The following is a 23,078-nucleotide window of genomic DNA, read 5'->3' on the forward strand; positions in this document are numbered from 1 at the left end:
GTGACCCGCTTCCGTTACCGGCAACTGGAGCTCCGGGACAGCCCGGCCGAGCAGTTCGTCGAGCTGTACACGAATCTCGTCTACCGTCAGACCGACGGAGGCTCGCTGCTCCCGGGGGGTCGCCAGCTCCGCTACGACTTCCTGAAACCGCAATCTGACGTGCCCACACCGCTCGTGGTCTTCTTCAAGGGCGGCGGGTTCCGCACGGTGCATCGCGCCCGATACCTTCCGGCCCTGATGGCCCTTGCGCGAACCGGAACCGCCGTCGCCAGCGTCGAGTACCGCACTAGCAACGAGTGCCGCTTCCCCGGGCAGGTCGAGGACGCCAAGGCTGCCGTCCGCTACTTCCGCCGTAATGCCGCCCAGCTGAATCTCGCGCCGCAGGCGATCGCCGCGTGGGGCAACTCGGCGGGCGGCACCGTGGCAACCGTCCTCGGCGCGACCAACGGCCAGGACCCCGCCGACGACGGGCACCACGGTCCGTCCATCGACTCGAGTGTGTGCGCAGTGGCCGACTGGTACGGCGTCGTCGATGCCCGGCGTGTCGCCGAGGGCACGGATGCGGATGCGGAGACGGTGCTTCGCACCCTCCTCGGGCCACACGACCCGGACGACAACCCGTGGTTCGAGCCGGCGACCTACCTCGGCCCATGTACCCCACCGATGCTGCTCGTGCACGGCGACGACGACAAGGTCGTCGACATCTCGCAGAGTGACTCGCTTGCTCGGGAACTCGAGCGTCGAGCGCTGCCGTACGAGTACCTCGTGGTGCGGGGTGCCGGTCACAGTTTCCGCGACATCAGCACGAGGAGCGATGCGCTGCAAGCGACGTGTGACTTCTTGCGCCGCAATCTCGACGACGCGATGGGACCAGATGACGACCCTGAACCTACGGATTAAAGAAGACGATTTGATCGAGGTCCAGGGTTTCGACCTGGAGATGCTGTGTCCGTAGACGTTCACCGAGGTCCGCCGTCGTGGGCACCCTTGGCTGTACTGATCGCTGTACAGCCAAGGCACTATCAGTCACCGCGTTTCCGTTGACCGCTTGAATCCGGAAGCAAAGAGCGCCCATTACGTTACCCTCGGCTCTTTTCCACATACTTGACCGTTGCTTAGCCGCTCGACTCGGGTAATGCACCGCTCGCGCGGATAATGCGTACATATGACTTTCGCAGCGTACCAAGATGAGCTGTACGCCCAGGGACAGACCGGCCACCAGCCGCCGTATCCCATGACATTTGCGGAGCTAGAGGAGAAGGCGTCGGCCGCGATGAGGCCGAAGGTCTGGGGGTATGTGGCCGGCGGCGCCGGTGATGAGCACACCCAGCGGGCCAACTGCGAGGCGTTCAAGCGCTGGGGCTTGTATCCGCGCATGCTGGTCGCCCCTACCGAACGTGACATGTCGATCGAGTTGTTCGGGATGAAGTTGCCCACGCCGGTGTTTATGGCGCCCATCGGGGTGATCGGGGTGTGTGCCCAAGATGAACACGGCGACCTTGCATGCGCGCGAGCCTCCGTTCGGACGGGCGTTCCGTTTTTCGCGGCGACCCTTTCAGCGGATCCGATGGAAGACGTGGCTGCGGCGCTCGGCGATACGCCCGGCTTCTTCCAGCTCTACACACCGCCGGATCGGGACCTGGCCGCGAGCCTGGTGCACCGCGCCGAGGCGGCGGGTTTCAAGGGCATCGCCGTCACCCTCGACACCTGGGTCACCGGCTGGCGGCCCCGAGACCTGCGCGGCTCGAACTACCCACAGGTGCCCAGCGGATGCCTGACCAACTACACCAGCGACCCGGTGTTCCGGAAGAGACTGCAGCCCGGCGAGGATGCCACCGAGGTGGCGGTGCGCACGTTGCCGATCTTCGGTGGACCGTTCAGGTGGGACGACCTGGACTGGCTACGGTCGCAGACCAGGCTGCCGCTGATGCTCAAAGGCATCTGCCACCCCGACGACGTTCGTCGCGCCAAAGACCACGGCGCAGACGCCATCTACTGTTCCAACCACGGCGGACGGCAAGCCAACGGAGGACTGACCACCTTGGAGTGCCTGCCCGACGTGCTCGAAGCCGCTGACGGGCTGCCGGTCCTGTTCGACTCGGGTGTGCGCAGCGGCGCCGACATCATCAAGGCGCTAGCGTTGGGTGCCACCGCGGTGGGGATCGGTCGCCCGTACGCATACGCGCTGGCAGTAGGCGGCGTCGACGCTGTCGTGCACGTGCTGCGCTCCATGCTCGCTGAAGCGGACCTGATCATGGCGGTCGACGGGTATCCCACCCTCAAGGACCTCACGCCTGAGGCGCTGCGCCTCGTGGGATGACCGGTCCCGCGCCTAGCCTGGCCCCCGTCGGTGTTGTCCAGGTCAAAGAGCGCAAGCCGTTGCACAGAGCGATCTTATGAGGCTGTACCTCCGAGACTGCCAGCCTCCGCGGCAGCTGCCCGAGGATCGGCGAGGATCCCTGCAGGAGAGCGCTTCGGCCGCGCAACGGCGGATCGTGATCCATACCTGGGCCACGTCTTTGCCCCTGAGCGCGCTGGAGGACGCCCGTAGCCGGCCCGCCCGGGGTCAGCGGGCGGATTGGAAGGCGCGGCCGGTCCGGGTGGGCCGGCCGTTCTCGTGGAAGAGGCCGCTGTTGGGTTTGGGGCCGGAGGCGGAGATGCCGAACCAGGCGTAGCGGCGGACGTACGGCAGGGTGGCGAGCATCTGGGTCGAGGCGGTGAGGAAGGCGGCCTGCTGGGCGTCGGTGGCGTAGCGGGACTTGCCTGAGGAGAAGTCGATCAGCGCGTACTCGGTGAGCCAGATGGGCTTGTGGTAGCGCTTGTAGACCCGCTGGATGTACGACTTGAGCTGGTCGACGGCGGCCTGCGTCTGGAACTCGGCGCCGTACCAGTGGAGGGCGACGAAGTCGACGCGGTAGCCGCGCTCGGCCGCGCCGGACATGAACCGGTCGAACCACCCCCCGGGGGTGTCGGCGCCGAAGGCGACCGAGGGGCTGCCGAGGACGCGCCCGGTCGCCATGAGCTTGGGCCAGAGCTCCAGCGCCTTCTCCACGGTCACGTTGGCCTGCGCGGGCATGTCCGGTTCGTTGAAGCCGAGCAGGTAGGGTCCCGCACGCCGGGCCTCGGCGAGCTTCGCGGCGGTGACGCTGGTGGCGCCCCACACCATGGGGACGAACTTCGCCCGGGGCGCGCTGATCCCCTCGTCGCGCGTGGACCAGGTGTAGTACCAGCTCGCCCCTGACTTGGCGAGGGCCGTGCTGACGCCGGCCGCCTTCCACGCCCCGACACCCTTGCGTACTGAGGTGGCCACGACGGGGCCCCGGGACGGACGCGGAGTCTCCGGGGTACGCGTCGGCGTCGGGGTCGGCTCCGGCGACGCGCTGTCCGAGGGGGGCGGCGACGCCTTGAGCGCGAGGGTGGGCGAGGGGGCGGGGACGACGGACGGGGCAGTGATGTGCCGGGTCAGCAGAGCGGCGCCGACGACGATGGCGGTGCCGGCGACCGCGGTGCCGGCCACGTGCCCGTGGGAGAGCGAGGAGAGCAGGCCGCGCGGCCGTGCCTGTGTCGCGTGGGCCCCCCGAGGCGCGCCGCCCCTCCCGAGGAGGGGAAGGTGTGAGGCTGCGCGCCCGGCAGCGTCCACCGCGGCGGGGATGGCATTGATCTTGTCCAGGAGGAATCCGGCGGGGATGGGCAGCAACGGCAGCCCGCTGAGCAGCCGGTCGATGGGAAGGAGCCCCGCCGCTCGCCGCCCGCAGATCGGGCAGCCGCGGACGTGCCGGGCGAAGCGCTTGCGCCACAGCGGGCTCGGCACTCCGTCCCAGTTCCAGGTGAGCCTGCGAAGTTCGGGGCAGCTGGAGTCGCCGTGCAGGGCGCGGACGACCATCCGCGCCGTCTGCACCTGCTCCTTCATTCGCTGCACCCGAACGGCGGCATGCCGTCCGGACAGGCCGAGCGCGCCCGCGAGGTCGGTGCGGCCGAGTTCACCGGTCTCCTCCAGCCACCACAGGGCGAGCAGAGCGCGGTCGTCCTTGTCCAGCCAGCGGGTGGCCTCGGCGACCTCGCGGCGCTGGTCGGTGAGCCCCAGCCGCAGGATCGTCACCGCCGCGAAGTCGGAGGCGGGGTCGGGGATCTCCTGGGCGGTGTCGAGGTCGGCCCGGCGGTTCTGGGTGGTGCGGCGGTCGTGCTGGTGGTCGCGCACCTGGCGGACGGCGATGGCGACCATCCAGGACCGGTACGCGCCGAGTTCGCGCAGGTCGGGCAGGCCGCGGACGACCTTGAGCATGGTTTCCTGGACCACGTCGTCGACGTCGGTGTGCCCGTCGAGCGCCCGGCCGACGATGTTGTAGAGCAGCGGGAGCGACTCGGCGACCAGGGCGTCCAGCGCGTCCTGGTCGCCGTCGCGCGCGGCGGCCACCATCGCCGTGTTGGGTCCGCCCCTACCGGTTCCGAGCATCGCACTCCGCTCCCTGTCGGTCGTCCGCTCCGTCGCCGCCGGCAGGCGACGGACCTGGAGCATTCTCCCCAAAATCGGCGTGTTGGCCTTCTGGTCAGGAGACGGGCCGGGCGCCGGGCGGACAACAAAAAGTTCCGAGATTCTCCGAAGTTTTCGTTATCCACGCGCTACCTGCGGATCTCCTATGTGGCGGCGCGTGCGAGCGCCACCGGACGTCCCGACCGCTCTACAAGCTCTACGAAGGGCACCAGAAGACATGACCGAGACACTTCCGCCGGACATCGCACCCCGGGGCGCGGGCCGCAGGCTCCGCCGCGTCGCGGTCGCGAGCGCCTTCGCGGCCGTCCTGGGCGCCTCGCTGGTGAACGGCACCGTCCCGGCCGGCGCGGCCGAGATTCCGCTCTCGCAAGGCCGGCCGGCGGTGGCCTCCTCGTCCGAGCGGGGTGACCTGTCTGCGGCGGCGGCGGTGGACGGCAAGATGGGCACGCGCTGGTCCAGCAAGTTCAGCGACCCGCAGTGGCTCCAGGTGGACCTGGGCAGGTCCGCCGCCATCTCCCGGATCGTCCTGAACTGGGAGCGGGCCTACGCCACCCAGTTCAAAATCCAGAGCTCCGCCGACGGCGGCGCCTGGAAGACGCTGTACTCGACCAGCTCGGGCAAGGGCGGCACGCAGAGCATCAACGTGTCGGCCACCGGCCGGTACGTGCGGCTCTACACCACCAAGCGGTCCAGCCAGTACGGCGTCTCGATCTGGGAGTTCCAGGTCTTCGGCACCGGCTCGGGAACCCCGACGGCGAAGCCGTCCCCGAGTGCCACACCCACCAAGCCCAGCCCCACCTCCAGCCCCAGCAAGACGTCCGAGCCGCCCGCCACGATCGGCAAGAAGGGCGTCGGCGTCTGGAAGATGGCCAACGTCAGCGACGCACTGGCCAAGTCCGGCGCGCACTGGTACTACACCTGGTCCTCGCGCCATGACGGGATCACCACGCCCAAGGGTGTCCAGTTCGTCCCCATGGTGTGGGGCGCGGCGAGCGTGAACGACCAGACCCTCGCCGAGGCCAACGCCGCCGGGCCGTACCTGCTCGGCTTCAACGAACCCGACATGTCCGCCCAGTCGAACATGACCGTGGACAAGGCCCTGTCCCTGTGGCCCAAGCTCCAGTCCGCCGGGCAGATCCTCGGCAGCCCCGCCGTCGCCTACGGAGGTGACACCCCGGGCGGCTGGCTCGACCGCTTCATGACCGGGGCGGCCCAGCGCGGCTACCGCGTCGACTTCATCACTCTGCACTGGTACGGCGGCGACTTCCGCACCGACGCGGCGACGCAGCAGCTCAAGTCGTACATCCAGGCCGTGTACGAGCGGTACCACAAGCCGATCTGGCTCACCGAGTACGCCCTGATCGACTTCTCGCACGGCACCCGGTACCCGACCGAGGCGCAGACGGCCGCGTTCGTCACCGCCTCCACCAAAATGCTCAACTCGCTGTCCTACGTGCACCGGTACGCCTGGTTCGGGCTGCCCGCCTCCGACAGCGGCCCCAGCAGCGGGCTGTTCCACGGCAACGGCGTCGCGACCCCGGCCGGCAAGGCCTTCCACGACGCCCCCTGACGAATCCCACCCACCACTCCCCAACAAGACAAAGGACTCATTCGTATGAGCACAACCGCCTCGCGCGGCATCCGATCCGGACGCGCATCCGTCGTACGTCAGGTCCGCCGCCTGGCGCTGGCCGGTGTTCTGGGCGGCCTTCTGGGCACCTCCGCGGTGAGCCTCACCTCTCCGGCAGCCGCGGCCGAGGTGCCCCTCTCGCAGGGCCGTAACGTGATCGCCTCCTCGGCGGAGCGCGGTGACCTGTCGGCGTCGGCCGCCGTCGACGGCAAGATGGGCACCCGCTGGTCCAGCAAGTTCAGCGACCCGCAGTGGCTCGCGGTCGACCTCGGCAAGTCCACCGCCATCAAGAAGATCGTCATCAACTGGGAGAACGCCTACGCCACCGCGTTCCAGATCCAGACCGCCGCCACCAGCGACGGCCCCTGGACGACGGAGTACAGCACCACGACGGGCAAGGGCGGCGTCCAGACCATCAACGTGTCGGCCACCGGCCGGTACGTCCGGCTCTACGCCACCAAGCGGTCCAGCCAGTACGGCGTCTCGATCTGGGAGTTCCAGGTCTTCGGCACCGGCTCGGGCACCCCGACCCCGACCCCGACCAATACGGCCCAGCCGACGCCCAGCGCCACCCCGACCACTGCGACGCCTCCCGGCGGCTGGGTGCCGGTGAACCAGGCCGCATGGAAGAACGCCCTGGACGCATTCCACAAGGTCGCACCCGAACGGGTCCCCGCGGGAACCACGAGAGTCCCCGAGTTCCACACCGATTGCATGGTGTCCAACCAGGCCAAGGACGACCCGATCGTGCTGCCCGGCTTGCCTGGCGCCTCCCACATGCACACCTTCTTCGGCCCGAAGGTGAAGGCGACCACCACGACGACAGACCTGCTCGCGAGTTCCACGACCTGCAACGCGCCTGGGGACAACAGCGCCTACTGGGTGCCGCAACTCATGCGTAACGGTCAGCCGGTCCCGATCAAGAGCTTCCGCGTGTACTACGGCGCCCGACTCAAGGACCCATCGGAGGTCGTGCCGTTCCCGCCGGGTCTGGTCCTGGTGCAAGGCGATGCAAAGCGGCAGGTAGCGACGCCGAAGAACGCCGGCGGCCAATTCTGGTGCGCCGGCAGCGCGGAGACCGGACGCAGCGCCGACGGCAACTGGCCTGTCTGCGCACAAGGCGGCAACCTGATCTACCAACTGACGTTCCAGGACTGCTGGGACGGCAAGCACATCGATTCGCCTGACCACAAGTCGCACATGGGGCCAATGAAGGACGGCCAGTGCTCCGGTGCCTATCCGGTCGCGGTCCCCAACATCTCGCTCATGGTCAACTACAACTCCCTCGGCGGTGACGGCCTGTCGCTGTCGTCGGGCATGGCGTCCTCGATGCACGGGGATTTCATGAACGCATGGAAGCCGGAGACGCTCGGCGCGCTCGTGAAGGTCTGCATCAACGCACGCGCCAAGTGCGGCACCACGCCAAGCTTCGTCGGCGGCTGACCAATCCCCGCCGCTACCTCCGCATTGCGCGTTCCGTGCCGGTGATCCCGCGTTCGCGGGGCTACCGGCACGGTACGCCTGGCCGTGATCATCAACGGCTGCGCCGCCCACGCCACGTTGGTGCAGTCGCATGTCGCCGACTACTTGGCGGAGCGATCATGATCCAATGCCGTTCGTGAGGCGTTCGCCGTGGTCGGTTTGCTGGCTGAGGTGCGACGGTTCGGCCGGTACGGCGCCTCGGCGTGAGCGGGGCTGCGGGACAGTCTGATGTGGAGTTCCGGCCATCGAGTCGGTTGACCGACCATGTCGAGCTGGGGGTCTTGTCGCCCGGTTCCACGGGAATGATGTCGCGCTCCAGGGAATCTTTGCGGATCGTCCCCAGGGCGTGTGGTTCGTTTGCCACATCACATTCGGCCCGATTTTTCGGTGATTCAGCGACTCTCCATAGCGTCTCCATACAGAAGGACTCTCTGCACACGGTCTGAGACCGAGCACGGCTTGTCGCCTGCTTGTAAGGAGATCTCATGCGTTCGCTCGCCGTACCCGCCCGTCGTCGATCGACTCCGCCACCGGTGAGCCGGGCGCGCTGACCATGCCTCCCTCCGCTCGTGCACGGGGGCCGGGCCGGCCGTCCATGCCGCACGATCGCTTCCGCCAGGACGCACGCTAGCTGACCGGCCCGTTCGATCCGGCCGGAGACATCGTTCAGAACGGTCTGTCCGCGACCCTCCCCCACCAAGGACCCCATCCCTCATGAGTGAGACTGTCCCGCGCGCCGTCGCATCCCGCAGCAAAGCACACCGAGCCGGCCATGTCATGGCCGTCGGCGCCCTCGCCGCAGTACCGGGCGCCAGCCTGCGGTCCGTGACCGGCTCAGCCAGCGCATCTGGGTCCCGCTTCTCGCTAGACCCGGCCGGCCCTAGCGAGAGGGGCTGACATGCGAGCGGGCACGATCGGTGCGCCGATCCTCGCAGCGGTCACGGCTCTGCTCGTCACGCGGTGCGTCGCTGCCGGGTCGGCCGCCCATTCGAGCCATCTGGCGGTGCAGGCGCAGGCCGTGCAGCCGATTCCGGGCGGCGCGCCAGCACCGGCGATCGCCCCGCCGGACTCCTTCAACGCGACCGACATCGCGTGGCTGCACCTGATGATCCCGATGACCGAGCAGGCCGTGCGGCTCTTCGATCTGGCCCTGAACAAGACCTCCAACCCGGAGATCGTGTCGTTGTCCAAGACCTTCGGCGCCGCACATCGTGCCGAACTGAGGCGCCTGCACAGCCTGGTCGACCGGTCAGGCGTGCCGTATGTGAACATCCACGAGGGACACAACATGCCGGGCATGGTGACGGCGGCCGATCTCGAAGCGATCAACGCGGCCGACGGCGCGGCGTTCGACCGGCTCTTCGCCGAGCACGCGCGCGACTTCCTCAGGCAGTCCGTGCTGGTGGTGCAGGGAGAGCAGGACGAGGGGGGCGACGCGGACACCAAGGCGTTCGCCGCGACGATGGCTGAGGCGCACGCGGGTGAGCTCACCAGGCTCAAAGGCGTCGGGCAGTGAGGAACGCCGCGACCGTGCGACCCGTACAGGACGGCAACGCCAGTTCCAGCGCGCCCAGGCGACGCAGGATGCCTGGACCGGCACCGGTGCCGCACGCGCATCCGTTGGTCGTGGCTATTCTGATCGCCGGAGGCGCTGTCGCTGCGACCTCCGGATGCTGGCCGGGGCTGGGCTCGGTGAACGGGCTGGACGGTTGGCTCGCCTGGGCGGGCCGGCTCACCGGCCTGCTCGCCGGATATGCCTGCGCGATCCTGGTGGCGCTGGTGTCGCGGACGCCGCTGCTGGACCGGGGGATCGGCTCTGACCGCCTGGCCCGCTGGCACGCCGTGATCGCCCGGCACACGATCGTGCTCTCGCTCGCGCACATGGTTTGGCCACGGGTGCCCGGGTCGGCGACTCCACAGCCGGCCTGCTGGACGGCTCCGTGAGACTGATTGTGAACGGGCCCGAGCTGCCGAAGGCGACGATCGGCCTGGTGCTCTTCGTCGGCGTCGGGATCGTCTCGGTCCGGAAGGTGCGGCGCCGGCTGCCCTACGAGCTCTGGCATTACCTGCATTTCGTCACGTACGCCGGGATCTTTCTGGCGTTCGGCCACCAGTTGCTCGGACCGGACTTCCTCGACGACCCGCTGGCCACAGCCCTGTGGCTGGCGCTCTATGTGTCTGTCACCTTCCTGCTGATCTGGTATCGCTTCCTCACGCCCGTGCGCCGGGGTCTGCGCCACCGTCTCACGGTGGCCGAGATCCGCAGGGAGTCGCCCGGCGTGGTGTCGGTCTATCTGATCGGAGAGCACCTCCACGAGCTGGGCGCCGAGCCGGGGCAGTTCTTCCGCTGGCGTTTCCTGACCCGGGGCTTGTGGTGGACCGCCAATCCTTACTCGTTGTCGGCGCGGTACAGCTCCGTGTCGCGCATACCCCGATCCTGCGCCCCGGCGCTTGATCACCCCCACCGGACCCACACGAAGCCCGGAAGCGCCATTCGGAAGATGACCATCTTGTGCGCTTGATCGCCGGCCAGCAGGTTGGTCCGGTCAGCCTTCCGCCTTGGTGAGCTCTTGAAGAATTCACGATCAAGCTGTTACCGTCACCAACCAACTCTAAAGGCTGGATTCGGGGCGATTTCGGGCTTTCGGAATCGGGGCCAGCCGGACCGCGGCGATGGGTGCCGCGGCCTCACCGTTCAAGGAGCAACGCATGCAGCATGCCCTGCCCAAGCGACGCCTCGCGGCCACCGTCGCGGCGTTTGCCATGGTGGGTGCCGCCTTCCTTGGAGGCGCGACCGACTCGGCCAGCGCGGCCACCACCGACGAGCCGACGTCGACACCGGTCAACGTGGACATCCCCGACGGGATGCTCATGAGCTACGTCGTCAACGCCCGGATCGCCAACCCCGGCCAAACTCGTCTCGTTGAGCGCGCGGTCGAGGCCGCCGGAGGTGTTGTCGTCCAGTCCTGGCCCGAGATTGGCGTGGTCGTCGCCCACTCCGACCGCGCGGCCTTCCGCGTGAACGTCACCGCCAAGGGTGGCAACGCGGTCGCCTCCGTCGGCGCCACCCGCACGGCCGGGGTCTCCGAGGGGACGCCGGCCGACCTGGCCCCGCCGTGGGGTCCCGGCGCCAGCGGGTACAAGAAGGGTGCCAAGAAGCCGGACAACGGCGACATCCCGTCCGACCCGCAGCCTGGCGAGAGCCTCGACCCCAACGAGGGCGTCCAGTGGGACATGCAAATGATCAAGGCCCCGCAGGCGCAGACGGTCTCCGACGGCAACCGCAACGTCCTCGTCGGGGTGCTCGACAGCGGCATCTCGCCGACACACCCGGACCTCAAGGCCAACATCGACGTCGCGAACTCGGTCAACTGCACTGACGTCGGCCGTCCGGATCAGACGCCGTTGGCTTGGGGCCCGACGACGAGCGACCACGGTACGCACGTCGCCGGCACCATCGCCGCCGCCCGCAACAACATCGGCATCGTCGGTGTCGCGCCGAACGTGCGCATGGCGTCCGTCAAGGTCGTCAACAACGACGGCTACATCTACCCGGAGTACGCCATCTGTGGCTTCATGTGGGCGGGCCTGAAGCACATGGACGTCACGAACAACTCCTACTACATCGACCCGTTCGAGTTCTGGTGTGACGACCAGCCCGACCAGGCCGCCAGCAAGGAGGCCGTCCGGCGCGCCGTGGAGTGGTCCACCAACCAGGGCGTCGTCAACGTCGCTGCGGCGGGCAACTCCAACTACGACATGGCCAACAAGACCGTGGACAAGGGCAGCCCCAACGACGCGCCAAAGCCGACCGTGCGCACGATCAACAACCGCTGCAACGACATCCCGGCTGAGCTCGACGGTGTCGTGACGGTCGCATCCCTACAGCGCGTGGGCACCACGCTGGACAGCGTCCGGTCGTCCTTCTCCAACTACGGCCTCGGCAAGATCGACGTCGCGGCTCCCGGCTCGTCGATCTACTCGACGACGTGGAACACCCGGACGGGGGCCGACGGCTACGGCACCAAGAGCGGTACGTCGATGGCGAGCCCGCACGTCGCCGGCGTCATGGCGCAGATGAAGTCGGCGCACCCGTCCTGGTCGCCGGCCGAGATGATCAGCGAGCTCAAGGCGCGGGCCGAATCCAAGCCGTGCCCGCAGAACACCGCGGCCTGCACCGGCACCGTCGACGACAACAGCTTCTTCGGCGCTGGTGTCGTCGACGCCCTCACAGTCATCAAGTGAACTGACCCTGGTATCACCTAAGTGACACCACCGCGTTGGGCCTGCACCGTCATGAGGGTGCAGGCCCAGCGCCATACGGCGACCAGGAGTTGGACTGGTGTCCTCCCCACGCCCGCGGGGATGGTCCCACGCGGAAGGTCGGGGAGAAGGTCAAGGCGGCGTGCTCCCCGCGCACGCGGGGATGGTCCCCACCCGGCCTCGTACAGTTCGGGCACGGTCATGTGCTCCCCGCGCGCGGGGATGGTCCCGGTCCGCTATCACCCGTTACCGGGTGCGCTGAGTGCTCCCCGCGCATGCAGAGATGGTCCACCTCGTCGCGGTTCTCCGCCGCCTTGCACTGCACACTCCTCCTCGCGCACGGTCCTCGGCGAAGATGAGGGCGCCTCGACTGCGACGGATGGGCCGACCGCGTCATCGTGCGCATGCTGAACGGGCAGGCCGTCAAGGACTGGGCCGACCGCACCGATCACCTCGCGCACGGCTTCGGCTCCCGCTCCTGCCGAGTGTCGATCGCCCGCGCCGGTCGGCTGGTGCTCACCTTCCCTCGACATGATCGCCTGGCGCGGCCAGCTCGAGTTCGCCGAAAAGGTCATGCACCTCGGCATCCTGGCCCCCGCGCTGCCGATCGCCTGGAAGGCGCGGCCTGGTACCTCGCCTTCCTCATTCACAGGGCGATCAAGGCCAACATGCCGGCTGGCGGCTACCGGGTGTGGACATGGGGTCTGGCCTCGCTCGCTGCTGGCATGAACCTCTGGCACGGCTGGAAGGCGTACGGCCCGCAGGCCGGTGTGGTGCTCGCTCTGGCTTCCTTGCTGGGCATCCTGCTGTGGGAGCTCACGGCGAGCCTGGCCGCAAAAGCTGCGTCCAAGCGGTCGGCTGCCGAGATCCGCCGCGCCGCCTGGCGCCGAGTCCGCTACCCGCGCCTGTCGTGGGCGGCCGCCTCGATCCGGGCCGCCCGCGGCGAGGACTGCACGACCGATCAGGCGTGGGCGGCCGCGTGGATCGACCGCTACGGCATCGGCCCCGAGGCGTCCAAGCGTGACCGCAAGCTCGCTCGGTCGATCCTCCGGCACCAGGGCAAGGCGGATCGTCGCACAGCCAAGGACGGCCGGCTGTCGGTGGTCGATGGGGCGATCGTCGGGCGGCCGCAGGACGCTCCCGTACCTGAGGTGGAGCGCGTACCCGAGCCGGAACCCGACCCGGTCGCCGAGCGTGCGATCGCCAACCTGAAGGCGTTCAGCGCCCGCGTCAACGGCGGCACGGCATCCTCCCTCGTACCCGCCCGGATACGTCCACAGGGCCGCGTACGCGTGCCCGTGAGCCGCGAGGTCTACGACTGGGCCGCCGAGCGCAACCTGTTCGACTCCGCCGCCCCGAAGGTGGTCCAGCCCCCGGCGGACGTACCCGCCATACTCCCGGCCCAGCCTGCGGAGACGCCGATTCTCGGACCCGTCCCCGACGAGCTGTGCCCGGTGGCCGCGGAGAGGTACGCCGACGAACTCGCCGAGGGGCAGACGCCGGCCCTCACGCGGATCAAGAAGGACCTGCGGATCGGCCAGCGCCGCGCCACGCGCATCCAGACGTACCTGACCCAACTCGCCCGCTGATCTGGTCCGGCCCGGGTTCACTGTCGAGGTCCACCCGGGCCGGATCTCCCAACCCACAGGAGATCACCATCATGACGCAGACCTTCGAGCGGCCACAGACCCCACCCGAGTTCTGGGCCAAACCCACCCCGATCCGTGACCGGGTACGCCTCGCGGCCCACCGGGTACGGCAAGGCAAGTACGGCCGCCGCGGCGCACGACTCGCGTTCCGGTCCGCCACCGCACCCCTGTCCGGCACCGGCCTGCTCGCCCGCCGCTACTGGCAGTGGATCCGCGCCGACGACTACGCCGGGACCGACGACCACATCTTCCGCGAGGCGGTCAGGACGCGCCGGCGCCGCACCGCGTGGTTGGCGGGTAGCGGCTACCTCACGGCGACGGCGTGCTCGACGCTGTGGGACACCTCGGCGCCGTTGCTGTCGCTCGGCCTGGTCGTCTCGGTCGGCACCACCGTGGAGATCCGCAAGCGGATCATTCAGCGGCCCACGCCGCTCAGACTTCCCGGCTTCGGCAAGCGGACCCCCGCGGAGAACACGGTCACCCGGGCGGCCATCGACGCCAAGCTCGGCCGTGCCGAGGGCATGCGCCTGGCCTCCCCGGTGCTCAACGAGCCCGGCGGCTGGTCGACGGTGCTCCAGCTGCCTCCCGGGCAGCGGGCCCGGCAGGCTCTCGGCAAGGAAGCCGACTTCGCCTCGGCGCTCGGCGTCGGAGAGACGCAAGTCGTCTTCGAGCTGCTGTCCGAGCACGCCGGGCGGCTCGCGGTGTACGTCGCCGGGTCCGACCCGTTCCTGAAGGTGTATCCCTCGCCGCTGATCGGGCGCACCGAGCCGCTCGACTTCTGGGCGGGCGTGCCCGCGGGGGTCAACGGGCGCGGCAGGCCGGAGACGCTACGCCTGGTCGACGCGTCCCTGCTCGTCGCTGGCGAGCCACGGGCGGGGAAGTCCGCCGCGGTGAACGGATCATCGGCGCCGCGGCGCTCGCGGTCACCCCGAAGATCCACCTGTCGGACGGCAAGGGCGCCGGCGACCATCGGCCGTGGCGGAAGATCGCGCACACCGCCGAGAAGCGCAACGCCCCGGGTCTGCTCGCCCACCTGAAGCGGATGCAGGCGCGGATGGAGGAGGTGTTCGACCTGCTCGACGAGGCGGGCGGGTCGACGAAGCTCACGAGTTGTGCCGCCGGTTCGGGGTCGATGTTGAGCTGACCGTGGTGGACGAGACCCGGTACTACGTGACGTCGCCGCAGGGGGAGGAGATCGTCGAGGCGATGGTCGACATCGCCTCGCGCGGCCCGGCCGCCGGTGTGCTCCTGGTGCTGGCCTCGCAGCGGATGACCACCGACGCAATCCCGGGGCCGCTGAAGGGGGTGTGCTCGCTGCGGTGGGCGATGCGCTGTCCGGACACCACAGCGTCCAACGCCGTGCTCGGCCAGGGCGCGGCCGGCGCCGGATACAACGCCTCCGACATTCCGCGCTCTCACCGCGGCGTCGGCATCCTCGACGCCGACGGCTCCGACCCGGTGAAGGTCCGCAGCTACTTCCTCGACGACCAGGGCCCCGACCTGATGGCCGTCGCCGATGCGGCGTACGCGCTCCGCCTGGCGGCTGGCACGCTGCCCTCGCGGACCCGGGACGAGCCTGTTGAGGACCCGGCGGTGAAGGTCCTGGAGGCGTTCGGCGACGACGAGCGGTTGCACACCGCGGAGCTGGCGGAGCGGCTTGGTGACGGGTGGAATCCCTCCCGGATCGCCGAGGCGCTGCGGCCGTACGGCATCGCCCCGGGCGACGTGAAGATCAGCGGAACGAACCGGAACGGCTACCGCAGGCAAGACCTCGAATCGGCTCTCAACGGGGCCTGATCCCGCCTCTACCGCGGGTCTACCGCCGTCACTGGGTCTACCCGGCCTCTACCGTCGCTGAGCTGCGAGGTAGGGCCGGTAGACCGTATCCCGCTTCGGTCGCTCCGCGGGCTGCTCAGCCCTTCAGGACGCGGGTGGGTCGCTATGCGGTCAGCAGCACGGGAGATCACTGGAGGCTACGGCCGCCGGCGCTGTGACGATGGCGGCTGTGACGCCGATGGACATGAGAGCGGCGAGAATGGCGGCGGCGACACGACGGCGCATGAAGCTGCTCCTTCATGGAGGGGGTAGTGCTTTCAGGCTCTCTTGCTGGACGGGAAAGTTCAAGGCCTAGCCTGGCAGCAAGATCGATGAGTGATTCGAGGCGATCGCCTTCTCCCTTCTGTTCGCGATCCCTCTCGACGAGCTCGCGCTTCCACTGGAGACGGCGCAAGGACGCGAGATCAACCAGCTCGGCCAAGCCGTCACGCGAGACGCTCGAGCGGCGGTAGATGCCGTGGCGGAACTGATGCTCACCTGGTCGATGCTCAAGCACCGCCTGAAGAGTGGCGAGACCCGCGACATGTACAGGGCATGGCTCCAGCGAATGAGATTCAGCGAAGGGAGAGTCCGCGACATCATCGCGACCTGGGGGGACGAAAAGACCTGGGGACTCTTGGAATCGGTTTTCGCCGACATGTATGGGATATCCCAGACGGTTGGAGGCGCCGGGGAAGACTTTGTCAAGTTGGGGATATATGGCAAGAATTTCCCGGCTAGCGAGATAAGCGATCTGTTCCAGATCCGCAAGTTCTTCACCGAACTGTCGACGATCGTCGATCGCCAGCAGGTCGCGTCAGACGCCACTGCGCTTGCTGCCAAGCTGGTCCGATGTCAGCTTCTCGATCTCGCCCTGCCGACGCTCGACGCTCGCCTGCAAGGGAAGTATGAGGAAGCGGATCCAAGCCCCATCCTCGAGGCGATTGAGGCAAGGTTGCTGGCTATCGAGTCAAAACCTGCAGTTACCGCAGCCGACCGGAACGAGAAGTTGGCGGCTCGCATCGCACGAATATGGGGCGAGCAACCGGCCAACATGGGAAAACTTGTCGAGCTGACCGGAGAATCGCAAGATGCGATCACGAAGGCTGTTCAGATTATAGGACGAGCAAATTCCCGCGGACGGATCTAGGGGAGCGTTGTGACCAGCAACGGCTTCAAGCGCTGTAAGTGCCGCGATGATGGCGGCCGCGAGCTCGGTGCCAAGTGCCCCAAGCTGCGCCGCGCCAATGGATCATGGAATCCCAATCACGGCAGCTACTACGGCAAGAAGGAGTACACGCCAGGACCTGGCGGCGCTCGGGTACGGCTCGCTGTCGGCGGGTTCCGCACAGAGTCCGACCTTGACGACTTCTTCGACAGGGCCGACCGGCTCATGGACATTCCCGATGGCGGTCCGGATGGTCACGAGGCGCGGCTGGAGATCCTCGGGCTGATCCGCGAGGCCCGCAAGACGGACGCGGACCTACCGGACTACGACGAGCTGCGCCGCAAGTACAAGGCCGGCCAGGCGTTCCACTCCGAGACGTTCGGCGAGTTCTGGGCGCGGTGGGTCGCACGGCGGCGGCGGGCTGGCGATATCCGCAAGACCACGCTGCTCGCCTACGAGTCGCACCACCGCATCCACCTGCATGTACTCGACCCCCACCGGCTCGACCGGCTGCGCGTGTCTCATGTCGAGGAGATGTTCGCCGAGATCGACGCGAAGAACGAGGCCATCCTCAAGGCCCGCGCCTCGGAGGACCCAGCCGTGCGAGCGTCGGTGAAGGGGCAGCGCATCACCGGTCCGGCGACCAAGCAGCGGATCCGGGCCACGCTCCGCTCCGCGCTGAGCGACGCCAAGCGCGAGGGTGCGGTGACGGACAACGTCGCCAAGCTGGTGAAGCTGGAGTCCGGGAAGCGGCCGAAGGCCCTGGCGTGGACCAAGGCCCGCGTGGCCGCCTGGTCGGCCGAGTACGAGCGGCGCCTCGAAGAGGCCCGGGCGGCTGCCGGCGGGAAGGCGGTGAACGTCTTCGGTGTCTGGGAGTCGACGCCGCGGCCGAGCCCGGTCATGGTGTGGACGCCGGCGCAGCTCGGCGTGTTCCTCGACGTCGCCACCCAGCACCGGCTGTATGCGCAGTTTCATCTCATCGCGTTCCGAGGCCTGCGCCGCGGCGAGTCGTGCGGAGTCCGGTGGGTTGACCTCGACCTGGACGCCGGGCTTTACACCGTGGCCAAGCAGATCGTGCAGCTCGGCTGGAAGTTCGAGGAAGGCGACCCCAAGACGGAGGCCAGCGACGCCACGATCGTGCTCGACAAGGGCACCGTGAAGGTCCTGCGGGCGCGCAAGGCCCGGCAGAACGAGGAGCGGCTCGCGTGGGGTGAGGCGTGGCAGGAGACGGGTCACGTCTTCACCCGGGAAGACGGGAGCGCGATCCACCCGGCGTCCGTCAGCGAGCTGTTCGCGCGACTCAGCTTCCAGGCCGGCCTCCCGCCGATCCGGCTGCACGACCTCCGGCATGGCGCGGCGACCCTGGCCCTGTCCGCCGGCGTCGACATGAAGATCGTGAGCGCCATGCTGCGGCACAGCTCGTTGTCGATCACGGCGGACACCTACACCACTGTCATGCCCGAGGTGGCCCACGAGGCGGCCGAGGCGATCGCCGCTCTGGTCCCCCGGAAGGTGGCTGTGGGGGAGGCGTCTGAGACTGCCGGTCCCCCTTCGGTCTCCCCTGTCAGCTTCCCTGTACCTACGGATTCCGGGGGGAAGAAGAACCCCCAGGTGGCGGGGGAGTTCGCTGGTGGGCCGCCAGGGACTCGAACCCTGAACCTACGGATTAAAAGTCCGCAGCTCTGCCATTGAGCTAGCGGCCCAGATGGATTGCAGGGTACTGAGCGTACCGCGCCTTGCGCGACTGGCTTCCACTGTGGAGGGGCGCGCGTCGGGCGGCTCTGCCGTCACTTCCGTGTGGTGCCCTGTCAGGGTAGGGCTCAAGCGACAGGTTGAGCACCGGCGGGCTTCAGGGCGTCACCAGGGTTCGGCCAGGGGGAATCCCGATGTGCGAAGGGAGGGCGTGAGGGCAGTCTGAAGACATGAACGAGATGGACCTCCAAGGCCACCCCACCAAGGAACTCCGCCGCACCCGCGAGGGCAGGATCGTCGCCGGCGTGTGCTCCGGCGCAGCCGAGTTCATCGGCATCGACGCCAACATCCTGCGCCTCGCGCTCGCCGTCGCCACCTTCTTCGGCGGCCTCGGCGTCGGCATCTACGCCGTCGCCTGGCTGCTGATCCCCGAAGAGGGCAAGGCCGGCTCGATCGTCCAGGACCTGATCAACAAGCAGAAGAGCGGGAACGGGTCCGCCTGGCAGCAGGTCTCCTCCTACTGGCAGCAGCCGTCGCAGGGCGACCAGCGGCCGTACGGCGCCCCGCAGTACGGTGACCAGCCCTCGTGGCAGGGCCCGCAGACCGGTCAGTCCTCCTACAACGACGCGCCCGCCGACGCGGGAAGCACGCCGGGCACCGGGCAGTCGTCCTACGCGGCTCCCGCGCCGCAGCCCCAGTCGCCCACGAGCCGGCCGCAGCCGCCGGTGGACGAGCCGCCCGCGACCGCCTAAGTCACCTGGGTGCGGACCCTGGTGATGATCTCGGCACGACTCTCGGTCCAGAGCATGGCCAGCAGTGCGGCCACGCAAAGCCCGGCCGCCCCCGCGAGGGCGACCACCGGCTCTGGGCCGAGTGCTTGTGCGGCGGCGCCTCCGATGAGGATGCCGACGCCCTGAGCGGCGAGCAACCCTGACTGCACCAGCCCGAAGGCCTGCCCTCGACGGCCGGCCGGCACACACTGTACGAAAGCGGCATTGGCCGCGAGCTGGTACGCCCCTCCGACCCCCGCGAGCATCCACAGGCCAAGTACGACGGCCAGCGGGGGCCGCATCACGCAGCCGATGAGCGGGGCGCAGCTGAGCATCGCCATCCAGCCCATGGATCGCAGGCGCCCGGTCGGCGTCACGAACCGGCTGAACAGGAAGGCCCCGATGACCGTCCCGGTCGGCATGGCGGCCATGAGCAGCCCCGTGATCAGCGTGATCTCCCGCGGATCGTTCCCCAGCGTCACGGCGTACGGCACGGCGATGCCCTCGGGGAGCACGTAGAAGCCGCAGAGCCAGGCGAACAGCACCAGAGTGCGCAAGCGCCGATCGCCGAAGACCAGGCAGGCACCCGCCTTGGTCATCGCCCACATCGAGGCGTGGACGCCGTCCTCCGGATCCGGCGAGGGACGCCTGCGCACCCCGGCCGCGAGGATCAGCGCGGACGCCAGGAAGGTCACCGCGTCCAGCGCGAGGCCGCGATAGGCCCCGATGGTCGCGATCACTCCGGCCCCCGCGGCGAAGCCGAGCATCTGCACGGCCTGGTTCGTCATGTTCTGCAGCGCCGAGCCGGCGACGTACTGGTCGCCTTCGAGGATCTCGGGCAGCAGCGCCGCCCGCGCGGCCGTGAAGGGGGAGCTGAGCAGCACCACGCAGAACACCAGGGCGCACAGCACGGGGAAGGGCATGCTCGGCACGGCCATCAGAGCCACCAGCAGCGCCCGCGCCACATCGCAGACGATCATGACGCGGCGTCGCGCGAACCGGTCGGCCAGCCCGGCGAGCAGCGGACCTCCGAGGATCGGCGGGAGGTACGTCAGGGCGTAGACGGCGGCGGTGGCGAGGGGGGAGCCGGTCGCGTCGAAGACGAGCAGTGCCAGCGCGACCTGGGCAAGTTGGTCGCCGAGTAAGGAAAGGCATTGCCCGACCCACAGCGCACGGAATTCGCCGATGGCGATGACCTCGCTGTACGTCGCTTGGCTTTCGGGCGAGCGGCGGTGCCGCCCGGGCAGCCGTCCTGGCCTCGTGGCCGCCATATGTCTCCGGTGGGCTCGCAGGGCCTTTCCTGACAGACCGTGTTCAGTATGTCACCTACGGTGCCCAGTCCATCGCGGGTTGCGCAACCCCAATGGCAGCAAGGATCCCGTCACCGGTCCGTTACTGTGCGCTACGTCCCGATGAAATCCGGGCGTGGCCGGCGGCCGACGCGCACCTGGAGTCCCAGGGCGGGGCAGGCGGGCTAGGGGTTACCAGCCCAGCTCGTGCAGGCGGTCATCATCGATCCCGAAATGGTGGGCTATTTCATGGACCACGGTGATCTGTACTTCCTCGACGACCTCGTCCTCGGTCTCGCAGATCTCGCAGATCGAGTTCCGGTAGATCTCGATCCGGTCCGGGAGGACGCCCGCGTACCAGTCGCCCCGCTCCGTCAGCGGAATGCCGGTGTAGAGCCCTAGAAGCCCTGGCTCGGGTGGATCGTCCACGACGACCATGACGACATTCTCCATGACCTGGGCCAGCTCAGGCGGGATCGTGTCCAGCGCCTCGGCCACGAGCTCCTCGAACTTCTTCCGCGAAACCTCCACCACCGGTCAATCGTGTCATCCGTACGCGATGGCCCGTACCACTATCGCCGCGGTGACAGCCGGACCGAAAACGTCAGGAACCGTCTTGACTGGCGTCGACACGCGGGCTGACTCCGCCAGCTATGAGTTGGACGGGGTTTTCGGGTAGGCAAGACGACGATGAATCTCATGCGCTGGAAGGAGACCGCTCGCCGGCTGAAGGAGCGGCGCGCCGTACGCCGGACCGCGAACGTCCTGCTGATCGGCGTCGTCGCACTCGCCGGTGCCTGGCTCGGGATCGCCATGGGCGCCCACGTGAGCACCGCCGTGGGTCCGGCGGAGATCGGAATGAGCCTGCGGCCCTCCTGGGGCGGCCAGACGGTCATGGACATACGGCCTCTGGGGACGCTGAGGTTCGACTCCCATCACGGACCCATCCAGCTCGGTCTCAGCCTCGACGGCATTCACGCGGACGTCGCGCAGCAGCTCCTGGAGAGCCCACGCTGGGCCGAGACCCTCCCCGGCCTGATCGAAGCCGACCTGCAGGCCGGTCTGCGCGACCTCCTGATCAGGGCCACGCTGTTCGCTGTGGCCGGTGGGCTACTGGCCGGCCTGATCGTCTTCCGGTCGTGGCGGAGGGCGCTGTGGACGGGCCTGGGGAGCCTCGTGGCGGTGGCTCTCGTCGCCGCGCTGTCGGTCCTGACCTTCAACCCGCGGTCCATCGCCGAACCGCGGTACACCGGCCTGCTCACCGGTGTGCCCTCGCTCATCGGCAGCGCCGAGTCGATCGTCACGAAATTCTCGGAGTACCGCGGGCAGCTGGCCAAGCTGGTCACCAACGTCTCGCAGCTCTACCACGCGGGCACCACCCTGCCCGTGTACTCACCCGATCCGAACACCTTGCGGGTCCTGCACGTGTCGGACATCCATCTGAACCCGGTCGCCTGGAACATGATCCGCTCGCTGAAGGACCAGTTCAAGATCAACGTGGTGCTGGACACCGGCGACATCGCCGACCACGGGACCAAGGCCGAGAACAAGTTCGTCGAAGAGATCGGCAAACTCGGCGTCCCGTACGTCTACGTCCGCGGCAACCACGACTCGCTCGCCACGCAGCGGGCCGTGGCCCTGCAGAAGAACGCCATCGTGCTCGACGGCGTGGAAAAGACCGTGGAGGGGCTGCGCATCTATGGGGTGGGCGACCCGAGGTTCACCCCCGACAAGACCGTCGACGTCAAGTCCGACGCCCAGCCGCTGGTCGACCTGGGGCACGCACACGCCGAGCGGCTCACTCCCGCGGCGAACAGCGGCAAACCGGCCACCCGGAAGCCCGCGCACGCGGCGGCCAAGCCCTCCTCTTCCCCATCTTCGCGATCAGCGTCGGCCTCACCGTCACCCTCGTCCTCCTCGCCGTCCCCGCGCTCCTCCACGCTGACGACCACCACGACGAGCACGGCCGACAAGCCGGCCAAGAAGATCCCCGTCGACGTCGTCGCCGTTCACGACCCCACGGTGGGCCGGGCCTTCAGCGGAGCGGCCCCGCTGGTCCTGGCGGGTCACGTCCATGAACGCTCCACGGAAATGCTCAAGTCCGGCACCCGGCTGATGATCCAGGGATCCACCGGAGGCGCGGGCCTGCGGGGCCTGGAACACGACGAGCCCACGCCGATCCAGGCCTCCGTGCTCTACTTCGACAGGACCACCCACCGCCTCCAGGCCTGGGACGACGTCACGCTGGGCGGCCTCGGCGAGCAGTGGGTGCAGATCCAGCGTCACATCGAGGCCGAGCCTGGTCGTACAATTTCTCAGGAGCCGCTTGCCACCTCGTCGCCAACGAGGCAGGACGACGGCACCGCGACACCCTTCAAGCGGTAACCACTTTGGCATCAGGGGGCGGCGTCCCCTATGCTTCAGGAGTCCCCGACGGAAGGCGTCACGGATCCAGGGCGAGAGTCCTGAGCCCCCATCGTCTAGCGGCCTAGGACACCGCCCTTTCAAGGCGGCGGCACGGGTTCGAATCCCGTTGGGGGCACGCGTGAGCTGACGCTCGCCAGTAAGACCGGAGGTCGAAGATCTCCGGAGAGCTGGTAGGCTAAGCGAGCGCAAAGGTCGAGAGTCACAAGCTCCCGGCGACAAGCAAGGTCCTGTAGAGCAGTTTGGAGTGCTCGCCACCCTGTCAAGGTGGAGGTCGCGGGTTCAAGTCCCGTCAGGACCGCTCTGGTCGGTGTTACATCACCACCGGGTCAGGTAGCTCAGTCGGTACGAGCGTCCGCCTGAAAAGCGGAAGGTCGGCGGTTCGACCCCGCCCCTGACCACAA

17 protein-coding genes, 4 tRNA genes and 1 pseudogene are annotated in these 23,078 nt (G+C 68.5%); 18 read left to right on the forward strand and 4 right to left on the reverse strand.

Annotated features, from left to right (window positions below):
- Both MYF83_RS09225 and MYF83_RS09230 read left to right on the forward strand, forming a co-directional pair.
- The gene (locus tag MYF83_RS09225; RefSeq protein ID WP_248959806.1) at nt 1–900 is read left to right on the forward strand and encodes an alpha/beta hydrolase; all 900 of its coding nucleotides are present in this window, start codon (nt 1–3) and stop codon (nt 898–900) included.
- 265 nt (nt 901–1,165) lie between these two features.
- Entirely contained in the window at nt 1,166–2,320 is a 1,155-nt protein-coding gene (locus tag MYF83_RS09230; RefSeq protein ID WP_248959807.1) for an alpha-hydroxy-acid oxidizing protein, read from the forward strand.
- A gap of 246 nt (nt 2,321–2,566) precedes the next feature.
- Here the strand turns inward: MYF83_RS09230 and MYF83_RS09235 are convergent, their stop codons facing one another.
- Entirely contained in the window at nt 2,567–4,453 is a 1,887-nt protein-coding gene (locus MYF83_RS09235) for a sigma-70 family RNA polymerase sigma factor (protein WP_248959808.1), read from the reverse strand.
- Between the two features lie 256 nt (nt 4,454–4,709).
- On the opposite strand from MYF83_RS09235, the gene MYF83_RS09240 reads away from it, so the two are divergent.
- The 11 genes and pseudogenes from MYF83_RS09240 to MYF83_RS44205 form a co-directional block, all read left to right on the forward strand.
- Nucleotides 4,710–6,062: a glycosyl hydrolase gene (locus tag MYF83_RS09240; RefSeq protein WP_248959809.1), complete on the forward strand. Its 1,353-nt coding sequence runs from the start codon at nt 4,710–4,712 to the stop codon at nt 6,060–6,062.
- A gap of 45 nt (nt 6,063–6,107) precedes the next feature.
- A complete protein-coding gene (locus MYF83_RS09245) occupies nt 6,108–7,565 on the forward strand; it encodes a DUF1996 domain-containing protein (protein ID WP_248959810.1) in 1,458 nt (485 codons plus the stop codon).
- 937 nt (nt 7,566–8,502) lie between these two features.
- Complete coding sequence (locus MYF83_RS09250) at nt 8,503–9,120, forward strand: DUF305 domain-containing protein (protein ID WP_248959811.1); 618 nt, start codon at nt 8,503–8,505, stop codon at nt 9,118–9,120.
- 110 nt (nt 9,121–9,230) lie between these two features.
- A complete protein-coding gene (locus tag MYF83_RS09255) occupies nt 9,231–9,548 on the forward strand; it encodes a ferric reductase-like transmembrane domain-containing protein (protein ID WP_248959812.1) in 318 nt (105 codons plus the stop codon).
- On the forward strand, nt 9,545–10,126 hold the full coding sequence (locus tag MYF83_RS09260; protein ID WP_248959813.1) for a ferric reductase-like transmembrane domain-containing protein: 582 nt from the start codon (nt 9,545–9,547) through the stop codon (nt 10,124–10,126). Before MYF83_RS09255 ends, MYF83_RS09260 begins: the two co-directional genes overlap by 4 nt.
- A 187-nt stretch (nt 10,127–10,313) precedes the next feature.
- Complete coding sequence (locus MYF83_RS09265) at nt 10,314–11,849, forward strand: S8 family peptidase (RefSeq protein WP_248959814.1); 1,536 nt, start codon at nt 10,314–10,316, stop codon at nt 11,847–11,849.
- A 743-nt stretch (nt 11,850–12,592) separates the two neighbouring features.
- The gene (locus MYF83_RS09270; protein WP_248959815.1) at nt 12,593–13,456 is read left to right on the forward strand and encodes a hypothetical protein; all 864 of its coding nucleotides are present in this window, start codon (nt 12,593–12,595) and stop codon (nt 13,454–13,456) included.
- A 71-nt stretch (nt 13,457–13,527) separates the two neighbouring features.
- Entirely contained in the window at nt 13,528–14,553 is a 1,026-nt protein-coding gene (locus MYF83_RS09275) for a hypothetical protein (RefSeq protein WP_248959816.1), read from the forward strand.
- A gap of 112 nt (nt 14,554–14,665) precedes the next feature.
- Nucleotides 14,666–15,313, forward strand: coding sequence for a hypothetical protein (locus MYF83_RS09280; protein WP_248959817.1), 648 nt, complete (start codon nt 14,666–14,668; stop codon nt 15,311–15,313).
- Nucleotides 15,314–15,809: 496 nt separating this feature from the next.
- Nucleotides 15,810–16,481: a hypothetical protein gene (locus MYF83_RS09285; protein WP_248959818.1), complete on the forward strand. Its 672-nt coding sequence runs from the start codon at nt 15,810–15,812 to the stop codon at nt 16,479–16,481.
- Nucleotides 16,482–17,399: 918 nt separating this feature from the next.
- Nucleotides 17,400–17,894, forward strand: a pseudogene (locus MYF83_RS44205) (site-specific integrase); the annotation flags it as partial.
- Between the two features lie 233 nt (nt 17,895–18,127).
- Here MYF83_RS44205 and MYF83_RS09295 read toward each other — a convergent pair.
- Nucleotides 18,128–18,202, reverse strand: a tRNA-Lys gene (locus MYF83_RS09295).
- A gap of 219 nt (nt 18,203–18,421) precedes the next feature.
- Here MYF83_RS09295 and MYF83_RS09300 point away from each other — a divergent pair.
- Nucleotides 18,422–18,943 (forward strand): PspC domain-containing protein, encoded by a 522-nt coding sequence (locus MYF83_RS09300; RefSeq protein WP_248959820.1) that lies wholly within the window; start codon nt 18,422–18,424, stop codon nt 18,941–18,943.
- Here the strand turns inward: MYF83_RS09300 and MYF83_RS09305 are convergent.
- Complete coding sequence (locus tag MYF83_RS09305; protein WP_248959821.1) at nt 18,940–20,232, reverse strand: MFS transporter; 1,293 nt, start codon at nt 20,230–20,232, stop codon at nt 18,940–18,942. The two genes, MYF83_RS09300 and MYF83_RS09305, sit on opposite strands and share 4 nt — an antisense overlap.
- A gap of 210 nt (nt 20,233–20,442) precedes the next feature.
- On the reverse strand, nt 20,443–20,784 hold the full coding sequence (locus tag MYF83_RS09310; RefSeq protein WP_248959822.1) for a metallopeptidase family protein: 342 nt from the start codon (nt 20,782–20,784) through the stop codon (nt 20,443–20,445).
- A gap of 165 nt (nt 20,785–20,949) precedes the next feature.
- Here MYF83_RS09310 and MYF83_RS09315 point away from each other — a divergent pair, with 165 nt between their 5' ends.
- The 4 genes from MYF83_RS09315 (at nt 20,950) to MYF83_RS09330 (ending at nt 23,075) form a co-directional block, all read left to right on the forward strand.
- Nucleotides 20,950–22,635 carry a metallophosphoesterase family protein gene (locus MYF83_RS09315; protein WP_372500114.1) on the forward strand — a complete coding sequence of 562 codons (1,686 nt, stop codon included), beginning with the start codon at nt 20,950–20,952 and terminating at the stop codon, nt 22,633–22,635.
- Nucleotides 22,636–22,719: 84 nt separating this feature from the next.
- Nucleotides 22,720–22,792: transfer RNA gene (locus tag MYF83_RS09320), tRNA-Glu, on the forward strand.
- A 108-nt stretch (nt 22,793–22,900) separates the two neighbouring features.
- Nucleotides 22,901–22,975, forward strand: a tRNA-Asp gene (locus tag MYF83_RS09325).
- Between the two features lie 26 nt (nt 22,976–23,001).
- Nucleotides 23,002–23,075: transfer RNA gene (locus MYF83_RS09330), tRNA-Phe, on the forward strand.
- Nucleotides 23,076–23,078 lie beyond the last annotated feature (3 nt).

The sequence above is a fragment of the Sphaerisporangium perillae genome (genome assembly GCF_023276435.1).
GTDB classification, from domain to species: Bacteria; Actinomycetota; Actinomycetes; order Streptosporangiales; family Streptosporangiaceae; genus Sphaerisporangium; species Sphaerisporangium perillae.